The following is a 14480-nucleotide window of genomic DNA, read 5'->3' on the forward strand; positions in this document are numbered from 1 at the left end:
TCCGATTGGCCAGGTGTCCGCAATGCATCTTGATGTGCAGGATCTGAGGAATTTCTACTACCGCAGCACTCTTGGTCGTGCAGCGCAGGCGGCCATTCGTGGGCGAATGATTGATCTGTGGCCCGAGGCCAAAGGTCAAACCGTCGTAGGGTTTGGCTTTGCTGTGCCGTTGTTGCGGCCCTACCTGAAAGATGCGCGTCGCGTCATCGGGCTGATGCCCGGGCCGCAGGGGGTGATGCCCTGGCCTGCGGGAATGCCCAACGTATCTGTTTTGACGGAAGAGACCTTGTGGCCGATTGAAACGGGCCATGTGGACAAGCTGGTGGTGATGCATGGACTTGAAACGTCACAACGTCCCGCCGAATTGCTGGCGGAATGCTGGCGTGTGCTTGGTCCCGGTGGACGGGCGCTTTTTATCGTACCGAACCGTGCGGGGCTGTGGTCACGGACCGATCGAACGCCATTTGGATTCGGGCGCCCTTATTCTGCCTCGCAGTTGGAAAGCCAGCTAAGAGCGCATCACTTTATGACGGATAACTATTGTTCCGCCTTGTATTTGCCTCCGTCCTTCCGTCGGTTCTGGTTGAAATCCGGCAGCCTGATAGAGAAAACTGGCCAGCGCTTGCCGACGATCATGGCAGGCGGCGTTCTGATGGTTGAGGCGACAAAGCAAATCAGACCGCCCAGCGGAACCGTCACCAAAGCGACAGGGCGCCGTCAGATCAAGGCGCTGGATGGCCTGCTCAAGCCAGCCTAGCGCAACGCCGGTACTAGCTTCCATCATAAGGCCGAAACACGCGAAAATGGCTGCAGGAATCGCAAAACCTTGCGGTTTGGTAACATTTTTCACCCTCATCAGCCGTATAAAAGGGTCGCACCCAAGCTAAGTATCTGAAATAGAACGCTTTGTGGATAAGGTGCCCATGGTGATAATATGTTGCTAGCTGGGTTTACCTCTGCTACATCCCCGTTGATTTTGATCCCCGGCCTTATGGACGGGGTTTCTTCACGCCCCCGGGTAGCTGCCGCAACGCGAATTCGGGGCCCAAAATATCGGAAGGGTGGACGTGTCCGAACCAGCTTCGATTTCCACAGGCATCGCCGAGCGCTATGCCACAGCGATTTTTGAGATCGCTAAAGAGAATAAAGACCTCGCAGGTCTGGAAACCGGAATCAACGATCTGGCAGCAGCATTGGGCGACAGTGCCGATCTGCGCGACTTGATCGCCTCGCCTCTGGTTTCGCGCGCTGAACAAGAAGGCGCGATTACTGCGATTGCCGACAAGATGGGTCTGAACGCCATCCTGCGCAACACGCTGGGTCTGATGGCGCAGAAACGCCGTCTGTTCGTTGTGCCGCAACTGGTGCAGGTTCTGCGCGACATGCTGGCCGAAGAGCGTGGCGAAGTGACCGCCGATGTCGCCTCGGCCAAGGCGCTGACTAAGACACAGATGGATAAACTGTCCAAAACGCTGTCCGAGCGTGTGGGCAAGACCGTGACAATAAATGCGACCGTTGATGAAAGCCTCATCGGCGGTCTTGTCGTTAAAGTGGGCTCGAAGATGATCGACAGCTCGATCCGCTCCAAGCTCAACTCCCTACAGAATGCAATGAAAGAGGTCGGATAAATGGGAATCCAAGCTGCAGAGATTTCTGCAATCCTGAAGGACCAGATCAAGAATTTTGGTCAGGAAGCCGAAGTGGCCGAAATCGGTCGCGTGCTGAGCGTCGGTGACGGGATTGCCCGTGTATACGGCCTGGACAATGTGCAAGCCGGTGAGATGGTCGAATTCCCCGGTGGCATCATGGGCATGGCGCTGAACCTGGAAAGCGACAACGTTGGTGTTGTTATCTTTGGTTCTGACCGTGACATCAAAGAAGGTGACACTGTTAAGCGCACCAACTCGATCGTGGACGTGCCAATCGGCAACGGTCTGCTGGGTCGTGTTGTTGACGGCCTGGGCAACCCGCTGGACGGCAAGGGCCCGATCGAATCCACCGAGCGCGGCGTTGCAGACGTCAAAGCGCCGGGCATCATCCCGCGTAAATCGGTTCACGAGCCGATGGCAACCGGCCTGAAATCGGTCGATGCAATGATCCCGATTGGCCGTGGCCAGCGTGAGCTGATCATTGGCGACCGTCAGACCGGTAAAACTGCCGTTGCTCTGGACGCGATCCTGAACCAGAAAGTGTACAACGAAGCAGCGGGCGACGATGAGTCCAAGAAGCTGTACTGCGTTTATGTGGCCATCGGCCAAAAGCGTTCGACCGTTGCTCAGCTGGTGAAGAAACTGGAAGAATCCGGCGCGATTGAATATTCGATCGTTGTGGCCGCAACCGCGTCCGACCCGGCGCCGATGCAGTTCCTGGCACCCTATGCCGCGACCGCGATGGCTGAATTCTTCCGCGACAACGGCCGCCACGCGCTGATCATCTATGATGACCTGTCGAAACAGGCCGTGTCCTATCGTCAGATGTCGCTGCTGCTGCGCCGTCCGCCCGGACGTGAAGCCTATCCTGGCGACGTTTTCTACCTCCACTCCCGCCTGCTGGAGCGTTCGGCGAAGCTGAACGAAGACTTCGGCGCGGGCTCGTTGACGGCTCTGCCGGTTATCGAAACCCAGGGTGGCGACGTTTCGGCGTTTATTCCGACCAACGTGATCTCGATTACCGACGGCCAGATCTTCCTTGAAACCGAACTGTTCTATCAGGGTATCCGTCCTGCCGTGAACACCGGTCTGTCGGTTTCGCGTGTGGGCTCCTCGGCTCAAACCAACTCGATGAAGTCGGTTGCTGGTCCGGTTAAGCTGGAACTGGCTCAGTACCGTGAAATGGCTGCCTTTGCACAGTTCGGTTCCGACCTTGACGCCGCAACCCAGCAGCTGCTGAACCGTGGTGCGCGTCTGACCGAGCTGATGAAACAGCCGCAGTACTCGCCGCTGACCAACGCTGAAATCGTTTGCGTCATCTTCGCTGGCACCAACGGTTACCTCGACAAGATCGACGTCACCGATGTTGGCCGCTATGAAGCTGGCCTGCTGGCGCATCTGCGTGGCAAGCACGCGGATCTGCTTCAGTGGATCACGGACGAGGACCCCAAGATCAAGGGCGACGCTTCCGACAAGATCAAGGCTGCGCTGGACGAATACGCCGCAACCTTCGCTTAAGGGAGAGGCGGGCACATGCCAAATCTTAAGGATCTAAAAAACAGGATCGAGTCGGTCAAATCGACCCGCAAGATCACCAAGGCCATGCAGATGGTCGCGGCCGCAAAACTGCGCCGCGCCCAGGAATCTGCCGAAGCCTCGCGCCCCTATGCCGCACGGTTCAATGCCGTGATGGCGGGGCTGGCGGCATCGGTCGGGGGCAGCGACAGCGCCCCCAAGCTGCTCCGTGGTACGGGCAGTGATGATGTCCATCTGCTGGTTGTCATGACAGCTGAACGCGGCCTGTGTGGCGGCTTCAACTCGAACATCGCCAAGCTGGCCCGCGCCAAAGCTTACGAGCTGAAGGCAAAAGGCAAGACGGTCAAAATTCTGACCGTTGGCAAAAAAGGTCGTGATGCAATCAAGCGCGACTTTGGCGACCTGTTCGTGGGCCATGTCGATCTGAGCGAGGTCAAGCGTTTGGGCTATTCCAACGCGCAGGACATCGCAAAAGACGTCCTGTCACGTTTCGACGCGGGTGAGTTCGACGTAGCCACGATCTTCTACTCGAAGTTCGTCAACGTCGTAAGCCAGACCCCGACGGCACAGCAGATCATCCCTGCCTCGTTCGAGGATGTCGAAGGGGACGACAGCGGCGCGGTCTTTGATTACGAGCCCAGCGAAGAGGCCATCCTGGCCGATCTGCTGCCCAAGGCGGTTGCGACTGCGATCTTCTCGGGACTGCTCGAAAACGGGGCCTCGGAACAGGGTGCACGGATGTCCGCGATGGACAACGCGACACGCAACGCGGGTGAGATGATCGACAAGCTGACGATCCAGTTCAACCGTTCGCGTCAGGCCGTGATCACCAACGAGCTGATTGAAATTATTTCCGGCGCCGAAGCGCTGTAGAGACAAACCGGAGACGAAACATGGCGAATGCAAAAGGCAAAGTCACTCAGATTATCGGGGCCGTCGTCGACGTGCAGTTCGATGACGCACTGCCTGAAATTCTGAACGCGCTGGACACCACCAACAACGGCAAGAAGCTGGTTTTGGAAGTGGCTCAGCACCTGGGCGAAAACACAGTCCGCACCATCGCGATGGACGCGACAGAAGGTCTTGTACGTGGTGCCGAAGTCACGGACACCGGCGCACCCATCGCGGTTCCGGTCGGCAACGCCACCCTGGGCCGTATCCTGAACGTTGTGGGCGAGCCCATAGACGAAAAAGGTCCCGTGGAAACCACCGAAACGCGCTCCATCCACCAGGACGCGCCGGATTTCGCGGATCAGGCCACTGAATCCGAAGTTCTGGTGACCGGCATCAAGGTTGTTGACCTGCTGGCCCCTTACGCCAAAGGCGGTAAGATCGGCCTGTTCGGCGGCGCCGGTGTTGGCAAAACCGTTCTGATCATGGAACTGATCAACAACATCGCCAAAGTGCACTCTGGCGTGTCCGTGTTTGCGGGCGTTGGTGAGCGGACCCGTGAGGGCAACGACCTGTATCACGAGATGATTGAATCCGGCGTTATCGTTCCCGACAAGCTGGAAGACTCGAAAATCGCGCTGGTTTACGGCCAGATGAACGAGCCTCCGGGAGCCCGTATGCGGATCGCTCTGTCGGGTCTGACCCTGGCGGAACAGTTCCGTGATGCAACCGGTGCCGACGTTCTGTTCTTTGTCGACAACATCTTCCGCTTTACGCAGGCGGGTTCCGAGGTTTCGGCTCTTCTGGGTCGTATTCCTTCGGCGGTGGGCTATCAGCCGACACTGGCGACCGACATGGGCGCGATGCAGGAACGCATCACCTCGACCAAATCCGGGTCGATCACCTCGGTTCAGGCCGTATATGTTCCTGCGGATGACTTGACCGACCCTGCGCCGGCCACCTCGTTCGCACACTTGGATGCGACCACCGTTCTGAACCGTGCGATCTCGGAAAAGGGTATCTACCCTGCCGTTGACCCGCTCGACTCGACCTCGCGTCTGCTCGACCCGGCCATCGTCGGTGAAGAGCATTATACCGTTGCGACTGACGTTCAGCAGATCCTCCAGCGCTATAAGTCGCTGCAGGACATCATCGCGATCCTCGGCATGGACGAACTGTCGGAAGAAGACAAACTGACCGTGGCCCGTGCCCGTAAGATTGAACGCTTCCTGTCGCAGCCGTTTGACGTGGCCGAAGTCTTCACTGGCTCGCCTGGTGTTCAGGTTCCTCTGGATGTCACCATCGCGTCGTTCAAGGCCGTTGTGGCCGGCGAATACGATCACCTGCCCGAGGCAGCCTTCCTGATGGTTGGCGGCATCGATGAAGTGATCGCCAAAGCGGAAAAGATGGCCGCAGAAGCCGCCTAAGGAGCACACCTGATGGCAAACACGATGCACTTTGACCTCGTCAGCCCGGAGCGGAGCCTTGCTTCGCTCGCGGTGACTGCGGTCCAGCTTCCCGGCGCGGACGGGGACATGACGGCGATGCCCGATCATGCCCCCACCATCACCACGTTGCGCCCCGGTCTGCTAAAGGTCGAGGCACCCGAAGGGTCCAGCGAATACCTGGTCACCGGCGGGTTTGCCCAGATCAATGGCGACAGCATGTCGGTTCTGGCCGAAAAGGCCATTCCGGTCTCTGAAGTGACCCGCGCGCATCTGGACGATCTGATCGCCGAGGCACGTGCGTCGCATGACGCGGCCAAAGGCGGCGACGATCAATCAGTCGTCGACGATGCGGCTAAGCTGCTGGCCGATATGGAAGCTCTTGGGACACATATGAGCCTGTAAGTTTCAGGACATGTAGATTTAGAAACGGCCCTGCCTGTGCGGGGCCGTTTTTTTGTGGTGATTTTGGATGAAGCGCGGTCTAAGGTTCCGTAATTCTTTATAAAAGACGACAAAATGCAGACTTTTAGTACCCATCCGATTGGTATCGACCAAGGCGAAGTTGTGCTGTTCTCCGACTTCGCAGATGGCGGTGACATGTGGACAGGCGAGGGGCCGCGCGAACGACGCTCGGACATAGAATTCAGCCAGCCATTCCGTTCCGCGCCTGTTGTACAGATCAGCGTGTCACTGTGGGATGTTGATACATCTTCGGCATTGCGCGCCGAGGTCAAGGCCGAGGACATCACGCCCGAGGGATTTTCTGCGGTGTTCCGTACCTGGTCGGATACCCGCATCGCGCGCATCCGAATATCTTGGACAGCGTTCGGCGAGGTGCCGCATGAGGATGACTGGGATATTCTGTGAAGCCAGCCTTGGGTTTAGGACTCGTCCGATGCCTCAATCATGGCGACCCGGTGTGCATGCCGTCCGCCTTCGAATTCGGCTGACAGGAACGCATCCACTATATCCAGCGCCTGACCCTCACCCACGACTCGGGCGCCGACAGACAGCATGTTGGCGTCGTTATGCTGGCGGATCATGCGTGCGGAAAAGGCATCCGAGCAGACACCGCAGCGAATGCCGGGGACCTTGTTGGCCGCCATCATGATACCTTGACCCGTTCCACACAGAACGATGCCAAGCTGACAATCCCCGGAAGCCACTGCTTGGGCGGCGGCTTTGCCATGAACAGGGTAATGGGTGCTCTCAGGTGTCTTGGGGCCGATATCGACGACGTCCCATCCCTGGGCCGCAATATGAGAGGCAACCGCCTGGCGTAATTCGATAGCTGCGTGGTCGCTGGATAGAACAATGCGTTTTGAGGCTGTCACGGTAAACTCCGACCTGAATTGCAGAAAGAAAAGAGGCGGCCCTTGGGCCGCCGCGTTCGATCAATCCCTATGATACATCGACTCGTAGATCGGCGTCAGGGTCTTATCCTCGAACAATGACGATACACTGGTGCCGTTCCAGATATTCAGGATCGCCTGCGTAAAGATCGGGGCCGTTGGCACGATGCGGATGTTCTTGGCCTTGGTTATTTCTTCTGTCGGCTGGATCGTGTCGGTCAGCACCAGAGATTTCATCACCGAATTGGTCACGCGTTCGACCGCAGGGCCGCTCATGACGCCGTGTGTGATGTAGGAATGAACTTCCTTCGCACCATTATCCAGCAGTACTTGCGCCGCTTTGCACAGGGTACCGGCCGTGTCGCACATGTCGTCCACGATCAAACAGATCTTGTCTCTGACATCGCCAATTACGGTCATCTCGGCGACTTCGCCGGCTTTTTCGCGGCGTTTGTCCACGATCGACAGCGGGGCGTTGATCCGCTTGGCCAACTCGCGCGCGCGCGCCACGCCGCCCACATCGGGCGAAACGACCATGATCTCGTCGAGGCTGTCCTTGAACTGATGTTTCACATCCAGCGCAAAGATCGGCGAGGCATAAAGGTTGTCGACAGGCATGTCGAAGAACCCCTGAATCTGCGCTGCGTGCAGATCCATGGTCAGGATGCGCTCGATCCCGGCGCCAGTCAGCATGTTGGCCACCAGCTTGGCGCTGATCGGTGTGCGGGCCTTGGTGCGGCGGTCCTGGCGGGCATAGCCGAAATAGGGGATCACGGCGGTAATCCGTTGGGCCGACGAACGGCGCAGCGCATCAGCAATGATGAGCAGCTCCATCAGATTGTCATTGGCCGGGTTCGAGGTGGGTTGGACGATGAACATATCTTCGCCGCGCACGTTCTCGAACACTTCGACAAAGATTTCACCGTCGTTAAACCGTTCGACCCGGGCATCGACCAGACCCTGATCGACGCCGCGATACAGGCTCATTCGGCGTGCAATGGATTCGGCAAGCGGAAGATTAGCGTTCCCAGCGATTAACTTGGGTTCGTGAAGTGTCGGCATCGGCTGAGGTCCCCGGGCAGCAATGGCAAATGTGACAGATTCGTGATGTTGACACCGCTTAGCATGGCCTTACCGTCCAGCAAAGATAACGCTGCGGAGAAAGTTCACATGTCCACCATTGACTACTTTTTTGCGACACTCTCGCCATACACCTACCTGGCGGGACTGCGCCTGGAGGAGATTGCGGCCAAACATGGTGCGACAATCAACTACAAGCCGCTTGATATCGTCGCCCTGTTCGGACGTACGGGAGGTGTTCCGCCCAAGGACCGCCATATCTCGCGCATCGAATACCGGACACAAGAAATGCAGCGACAGTCAAAAAAGCTGGGTATGGCGTTCAACCTGCAACCGGCCCATTGGCCCACCAATGCGGCGCCGTCCTCATACGCGATCATCGCCGCCATTCAGGACGGGTCAGGGGAGGTGGGGCAGCTGGTGCATTCCTTTGTGCGCGCCTGCTGGGCCGAGGAAAAGGACATCGCGCAGGACGACGTGATCCGCGCTTGCCTGGCTGACGCTGGGTTTTCCCCGGATCTGGCCGTTAGCGGCTTGCTGCTCGGGGCTGAGACCTATACCGCCAATCTGGAAGAAGCCGTGGAACGCGGGGTTTTTGGAGCTCCGTTCTATATAACGGAAGACGATCAGCGGTTCTGGGGCCAAGACAGGTTGGACGATCTGGACGGGCATCTGGCCGGGCTGAAGGGATAGGACAACATAATGGCCGTTGCGCAGAACCTGCATGTCACGCAGTTGGGGCAGGGTGATCGCCCTGTGCTGGCCTTGCATTGTACCATTGCTCATTCCGGGGTCTGGGCGGGCCTAGCCGCGGCGATGAAAGGGCAGGCAAGTTTTATTGCACCGGATATGTTGTCCCATGGGCGCAGTCCGGACTGGGATCGCCAGGGGGATCTGTATGACCGGCTGACCGAAGCCACACTTGAACATCTGACCGAGCCGATGGACGTGGTCGGGCATTCTTTTGGCGCGGCGATTGCATTGCGGCTGGCGGTCGAGCACCCAACATTGGTTCGCAGTGTCGTACTGATCGAACCGGTGTATTTTGCGGTGGCACAGCAGGATGCCCCGGACCTTGTGGCGGAATACGCGCATGTTGCCCAACCCTGTATGGACGCGCTTGCATCAGGCGACGAACCTTTGGCGGCAAGGCTGTTCAACCGGTTGTGGGCCGGAGATAGGGGACCGCGTTGGTCAGACATGCCCGAAACTGCACGGGCGGGGATGGTGCGTGGAATTCATCTGGTGTCCGAGGTCGAAAACGAACTGATAATGGATTCCAAAGGCTTGCTACGGCCCGAGCGGATCGCACACGCCAATATGCCGGTATTGCTGCTGCATGGCGCGCTCACCCACCCAGTGATGGTCGCGATAAACTCTGGATTGAAATCCCGTCTTCCAATGGCCGAAAGCACCGTGATCGAAGGGGCAGGGCATATGGCTCCGATCTCTCACCCGACAGAGACCGGCGCTCTGATCGAGGCTTTTTGGAACAGACTGCCTGCCACTGCCTGAAGCTTCGGGCGCGTCGTTACAAGAGCGCGATGAACCGATCAATTTGCGCAGGCTCGATGGACCAGTCACAAACCAGCCGACAGGCTAGAATTTCGCTGTCATCTGCCCCGTCCAGCTCTGCCCCCCACAGGTGGTAAACAGCACCTGCGGCATGCAGTTGCTTGTGTTGGGCGCGTGAAAATTGGGCAAAAATCATATTCGCCTGCGGCGCGTGCAGGAAAGAGGCACCTTTGGCCCGCAACCCCTCGGTCAGACGGGCGCAGTTGTTATTGGCCTGACGGGCCAGTTTCAGCCACAGATCATCCTGCAGATACGCCGCCATTTGGGCGGACAGATAGCGGTGCTTGGAGAACAAATGCGCCCCGCGCTTGCGGCGCAATTCGAATTCCCAGGCTTTGCTTTCATCAAAGAAGACAACGGCTTCGACGCCCATCAGCCCGTTTTTGGTGCCGCCAAAACTGACCGCATCCACGCCTGCTTTCCACGTCATCTCGGCGGGTGAGCAGTTCAACGCAACAAGGGCGTTGGAAAAACGCGCACCGTCCAAATGGACAGGCAGCCCATACTCTTTGGCCACAGCGCAGAGCGCCTGCAATTCTGACAGGGTGTAAACAGACCCTCGTTCGGTCACCTGCGTAATGGATACAGGTCCGCGCTGCGGTCCATGCACGCCGCGTGTTTCTTCGGCCAGAATCGAGCCGCGCAGCGCGTCCGGCGCCATCTTGTCCGCGCCCGGAACCAGCGTCAGCTTGGCGCCGCTGTAAAACTCGGGCGCGTTGCACTCATCCTCGTGGATATGGGCCACAGGTGAGCAGAACACCGTCTCCCACGGCTGCGCCAGCGTCGCCAGCGCCAGCGAATTCGCCGCGGTCCCGGTGGCCACCAGATACACGGCGGCGCCAGGTGCCTCGAACACCCCGCGAATGCGATCCCGGACCTCATTCATCAGGGTGTCGGTTCCATAGGCCATCTGATAGCCCTGATTGGCAGCATTCAGCGCTTCCATGACCGCCGGGTGAACCGGCCCCGAATTGTCAGAGGCAAAGTACATTAGCTGGGCTCCTCGATGATATGATCTTCCCACTCCTCCAGCGGAGTTTCGAATTCGGACACGGTCCGCCCCTGAACCGAGACTCCGGCGGCATGAACGCTGTCCGGTGTGCCAGAAATCAAGGGGTGCCAGTCGTGTAGGGGTTTGCCCTCCCACAGCAGGCGATAGGCACAGGTCTGTGGCAGCCAATAGGCGTGATCGTTGATGTTGCCCGGCGTCATCACGATACATTCCGGCACAAATTGGTGGCGGATATCGTATTGGGTGCAGCGGCAACTTTCGTCATCCAGCAGACGGCAGGCGACGCAGGTCAGGGCAACCTCGCCGGTGTCTTCATCTTCCAGTTTGTTCAGACAACATTTGCCGCAGCCATCGCACAAAGCTTCCCATTCGGCTTGGTTCATGCGGGTTAGCGGTTTTCGTTCCCAGAACCTGGGGGCCAGGCCGGTGCGGTCGATCGGATCCGTTGTCATCGGTCCGCCAGCAGGCCGCGGGCCTTGTCGCAATCGGCATCCATCTGCGCGATCAGGCCGTCCAGACCGTCAAAGGTCATCTCGGGGCGCAGGTATTCTACCAGACCCACCGACAGGGTCGCGCCATAAAGGTCACCCGAGAAGTCGAACAGGAAGGTTTCGATATTGGGGACCTCACCATTGAACATCGGTCGCGTCCCAACCGAGGCTGCGCCTTGATAGCTGCCCAGATGAGGTCCATCCAGAACATCGACCAGTACGGCATAGACGCCGAATCTTGGCGGATGCAGCCCCTCAATGGACATGTTTGCGGTGGGAAATCCCAGTTCACGGCCCCGTTGTTCTCCTCCGATCACCTCGCCTTCGATCCGGTGCCAGTGACCCAGCATGGTAGCGGCATCCTGCGGGCGGCCCTCGGTCAGTGCAGTACGGATCGCAGTGGAAGAAACGACATTTTCGGACCTCTCCATCAACGGAGCGATGGTGACACCGAACCCCATCTCTTGCCCAAAGAGCACCAAGTCATCAGCGGTGCCGCTGCGGCCTTTGCCGAAACAGAAATCGGCACCTACGACGACATGCGACAGGCCGAGCCCGTCGCAGATCACGTTGCGGGCGAATTCCCTGGGCGTCAGGCCAGCCAATGCGGCGTTGAACGGCAGCTCATACAGCTTTTCGACCCCCAGTTTTGCTAACCGGTGCGCGCGGGCATTGCCGCGCATCAGGCGAAAGGGCGGGGTGTCCGGGGCGAAGTATTCCCTGGGATGCGGCTCGAATGTCAGTACGCCCAAAGGTGCACTCGGCGCGGCGCTGAGGGCCAGTTCGATCACAGATTGGTGGCCAATATGAACGCCGTCGAAATTCCCGATCGCCACGCTGGCGCCGCGATCTTGGGGTTCGATGAATTGAAGGTCACGAATGATGCGCATAGCGACTGCCTAGCGGGACAGGCGCGCTTGTTCAAGGGTCTGAGACTCCCGGAAACGCTCAGTCGAATTTGCGCGACGGGGCCAGCACCATGGCTTCGCCGACCAGCACCTTCTTGCCATCCACTGCGCAGTGACAATCGAGCTTGACCCGACGTTTGGCAAAATCAATGTCGATCACCTTGACCTCGGCATAGACCATGTCACCCGGGCGAACAGGAGCGAGAAACTTCAGCGATTGCCCCATGTAAACTGTGCCGTGGCCTGGCAACTGCTCGCCGATCACGGCCGAGATCAGACCCGCGGTCAGCATCCCATGCGCGATGCGCCCCTCGAAGATCGTGTCGCGGGCGTAATCGTCGTCCAGATGTACGGGGTTTCTGTCGGTCGACACCTGAGCGAACATTTCGATATCCTCGTCCGTCACCACTTTGCGAAGGTGACGGGACATGCCCATCTCGATGTCTTCAATACAGATCGTGCCGCGTAGAAGATTATCCAACATGTTGCCCTCACTCGAATTCATCGGGCAACAAAAAAATCAAAGTCACCCCTGTTGGGAAACTTTATTACTTTGCAACTGCAGAAAATCAAGCCTTTTTTGACTACCTAAGGCGGCCGATCGTATAGATCGGGTTTATCTTTTCCTTTTGGATATAATCAGTTAGGGAGTCATGATGCGGATGTGCCTCGGTTTTTGTCTCGGCCGCGGCTAGCCCGCCCGAGATGAAAAGAGAATCAATGCCTTCCCCCATTCCACCCAGAATGTCGGTGTGCGGACCGTCTCCGATGACAAGAATGTCCTCATTGGGGATGTCGTGGCCAAGTTCCTGCAACCTGCGGCGGGCAAGATCATAGATCGGCGGATGAGGCTTTCCGAAATATAGGCTTTCGCCACCCATTTCCGTATAAAGCCTGGCTAATGCACCAGCGCACCACTCCCGAACCTCGCCGCGGTCCACCACAATATCGGGATTGGCACAAAGCAGCTTCAGCCCCTTTTGTTTGGCGTACAGGAAATCAGCGCGGTTCACAGACGGATCGGCCATAGGATCGAAGGGGCCGCAACAAGCAATGCCCTCTGCCTCGGCCAGCGGCACGCGCTCGATATGAATCGGGTGGTCCAACAACTTCAGCGGTTCAAAGAATCCCGCGTCCCGCTGCCATTCGCCCATGAAATAGACCTTTTCGCCCACTGCGCCACGGAACATGGCCGACCGGGCCGAATCTCCGCTGGTTGCAATCGTGTCATAGGCGTCGTCTGGGACATTGAATTGCGCCAGCTGGGTAGCGACGCCAGCACGCGGCTTGGGTGAGTTTGTCACCAGGACAACAATGCCGCCTTGCGCGCGATAGGCCTGCAGGGCCGCAACCGCTTCGGGGTAAGCGGTGATGCCATTGTGAACACAGCCCCAAAGATCGACGAATAGGGCTTTATACCGGCTGGAAACCTCGGGCAATGCGTGGATGATCTGCGTCATGATGGGCCCCCATTGATCTGGAAAGAGTGTCGTTTGAGCCTAAGACAGTGCGTGTGGTGTTTGGCCGGTAAGGGCAATGCCTAGCAAAAAAGGCGCCCAATCAAGGCGCCTTTGGTGATTTTGGGATCAGACCTTGAGGTTCGGAATGATCTGTTTCTTACGGCTCATGATCCCGGGCAGAACGACCGCGTCGCCATCAACCGAAGCGCCAAAGCTTTTCTCGGCCACGGCTTTGACCAGATCGTTGGGAACCAGCAGGGTGGCTTCTTCGTTCAGAATATCGACCACGAACAGCAATACCTGATCGACACCGTCCTCTTTTGCTACGTCGGCCATCGACGCCGCAAGGCTGTCTTTGCGGTCCAGCACGACACCCGGTGCTGTGGTTTCCAGAACCGAAACGCGGAATTTGGTGCCGTCGACTTCGTATTCCTTGCTGTCCATCCGGATCAGATCGGCGTCCGAGAATGAGGACACATCTGATTTGGCCGCGAACATTTCTGCAGCATAGGCCGAGACGTCCAGACCCAGATCCGCGGCCAGTTTTTCGGCCACAGCGCGGTCATGCGCGGTTGTGGTGGGCGAGCGGAATTCCAACGTGTCCGACAGGATGCAGGTCAGCGCCGCGCCTTTGATGGCATCGGGCATTTTGGCGGCATCGACGCCGATCATGTCGACCATGATAGTGGCGGTGCAGGCCAGCGGCCGCACGGTGATGTCGATCGGGCCTTTGGTTTCCAGACCGCCGACCAGTTTGTGGTGGTCGATAATGGCGCGGATATCGGCGCCGTTGATACTGGCGGGCAGCTCGGCGGGGTTGTTCGTGTCGACAATAACAACCGGCGCGTCAGCCTCTACGTCTGTGATGATGCGCGGCTTGGGCAGGTCCCAGTGCTGCAGCATAAAGGCTGCTTCAGTGTTGGGTTCACCCAGCAGGACAGGCTCGGCCTGTTCGCCTTTGATTTCGTTCATGTACCACGACCACAGGATCGGCGAACCGGTGGAATCAGTGTCGGGGGATTTATGTCCAAATACGAGGGTTGTCATTTCAGCGTCCTGAGGAGAGTAGATTTGGGCG

At 58.3% G+C, this 14480-nt stretch carries 17 protein-coding genes; 9 read left to right on the forward strand and 8 right to left on the reverse strand.

What is annotated here, in order from left to right:
• Positions 1-22: 22 nt before the first annotated feature.
• The 7 genes from AC2FH6_RS07305 to AC2FH6_RS07335 all read left to right on the forward strand — a co-directional run bounded on the left by AC2FH6_RS07305 (position 23) and on the right by AC2FH6_RS07335 (position 6391).
• Positions 23-757 carry a class I SAM-dependent methyltransferase gene (locus tag AC2FH6_RS07305; RefSeq protein WP_142636487.1) on the forward strand — a complete coding sequence of 245 codons (735 nt, stop codon included), beginning with the start codon at positions 23-25 and terminating at the stop codon, positions 755-757.
• Positions 758-1067: 310 nt separating this feature from the next.
• Complete coding sequence (locus AC2FH6_RS07310; protein WP_142636489.1) at positions 1068-1628, forward strand: F0F1 ATP synthase subunit delta; 561 nt, start codon at positions 1068-1070, stop codon at positions 1626-1628.
• Positions 1629-3167 (forward strand): F0F1 ATP synthase subunit alpha, encoded by a 1539-nt coding sequence (gene atpA / locus AC2FH6_RS07315; protein WP_142636491.1) that lies wholly within the window; start codon positions 1629-1631, stop codon positions 3165-3167.
• A 15-nt stretch (positions 3168-3182) separates the two neighbouring features.
• A complete protein-coding gene (locus AC2FH6_RS07320; protein WP_142636493.1) occupies positions 3183-4058 on the forward strand; it encodes a F0F1 ATP synthase subunit gamma in 876 nt (291 codons plus the stop codon).
• A 20-nt stretch (positions 4059-4078) separates the two neighbouring features.
• The gene (gene atpD / locus AC2FH6_RS07325; RefSeq protein WP_142636495.1) at positions 4079-5503 is read left to right on the forward strand and encodes a F0F1 ATP synthase subunit beta; all 1425 of its coding nucleotides are present in this window, start codon (positions 4079-4081) and stop codon (positions 5501-5503) included.
• 12 nt (positions 5504-5515) lie between these two features.
• Entirely contained in the window at positions 5516-5926 is a 411-nt protein-coding gene (locus AC2FH6_RS07330; protein WP_142636498.1) for a F0F1 ATP synthase subunit epsilon, read from the forward strand.
• A gap of 114 nt (positions 5927-6040) precedes the next feature.
• On the forward strand, positions 6041-6391 hold the full coding sequence (locus tag AC2FH6_RS07335) for an H-type lectin domain-containing protein (RefSeq protein WP_496701480.1): 351 nt from the start codon (positions 6041-6043) through the stop codon (positions 6389-6391).
• Positions 6392-6405: 14 nt separating this feature from the next.
• Here the strand turns inward: AC2FH6_RS07335 and rpiB are convergent, their stop codons facing one another.
• Together rpiB and AC2FH6_RS07345 are read right to left on the reverse strand one after the other, a co-directional pair.
• Entirely contained in the window at positions 6406-6858 is a 453-nt protein-coding gene (rpiB, locus tag AC2FH6_RS07340) for a ribose 5-phosphate isomerase B (protein WP_142636502.1), read from the reverse strand.
• A 60-nt stretch (positions 6859-6918) separates the two neighbouring features.
• Positions 6919-7938, reverse strand: coding sequence for a ribose-phosphate pyrophosphokinase (locus AC2FH6_RS07345; protein ID WP_142636504.1), 1020 nt, complete (start codon positions 7936-7938; stop codon positions 6919-6921).
• 108 nt (positions 7939-8046) lie between these two features.
• Here AC2FH6_RS07345 and AC2FH6_RS07350 point away from each other — a divergent pair, with 108 nt between their 5' ends.
• Positions 8047-8649: a 2-hydroxychromene-2-carboxylate isomerase gene (locus AC2FH6_RS07350; RefSeq protein ID WP_496701888.1), complete on the forward strand. Its 603-nt coding sequence runs from the start codon at positions 8047-8049 to the stop codon at positions 8647-8649.
• A 9-nt stretch (positions 8650-8658) separates the two neighbouring features.
• Positions 8659-9471, forward strand: coding sequence for an alpha/beta fold hydrolase (locus tag AC2FH6_RS07355; protein WP_496694699.1), 813 nt, complete (start codon positions 8659-8661; stop codon positions 9469-9471).
• A gap of 16 nt (positions 9472-9487) precedes the next feature.
• Here the strand turns inward: AC2FH6_RS07355 and AC2FH6_RS07360 are convergent, their stop codons facing one another.
• The 6 genes from AC2FH6_RS07360 to AC2FH6_RS07385 form a co-directional block, all read right to left on the reverse strand.
• Positions 9488-10522: a threonine aldolase family protein gene (locus AC2FH6_RS07360; protein WP_496701890.1), complete on the reverse strand. Its 1035-nt coding sequence runs from the start codon at positions 10520-10522 to the stop codon at positions 9488-9490.
• A complete protein-coding gene (locus tag AC2FH6_RS07365) occupies positions 10522-10995 on the reverse strand; it encodes a YcgN family cysteine cluster protein (RefSeq protein WP_142636512.1) in 474 nt (157 codons plus the stop codon). The genes AC2FH6_RS07360 and AC2FH6_RS07365 overlap by 1 nt, the downstream gene beginning before the upstream one ends.
• Complete coding sequence (locus tag AC2FH6_RS07370) at positions 10992-11924, reverse strand: bifunctional riboflavin kinase/FAD synthetase (protein WP_282021528.1); 933 nt, start codon at positions 11922-11924, stop codon at positions 10992-10994. Before AC2FH6_RS07370 ends, AC2FH6_RS07365 begins: the two co-directional genes overlap by 4 nt.
• 58 nt (positions 11925-11982) lie before the next feature.
• Positions 11983-12426, reverse strand: coding sequence for a MaoC family dehydratase (locus tag AC2FH6_RS07375; protein WP_496701892.1), 444 nt, complete (start codon positions 12424-12426; stop codon positions 11983-11985).
• 100 nt (positions 12427-12526) lie between these two features.
• Entirely contained in the window at positions 12527-13402 is an 876-nt protein-coding gene (locus AC2FH6_RS07380; RefSeq protein ID WP_496701894.1) for an HAD family hydrolase, read from the reverse strand.
• Between the two features lie 126 nt (positions 13403-13528).
• A complete protein-coding gene (locus AC2FH6_RS07385; protein ID WP_496701896.1) occupies positions 13529-14449 on the reverse strand; it encodes a manganese-dependent inorganic pyrophosphatase in 921 nt (306 codons plus the stop codon).
• Between the last annotated feature and the right edge of the window lie 31 nt (positions 14450-14480).

The sequence above is a fragment of the Ruegeria sp. CDSC045 genome (assembly GCF_059610725.1).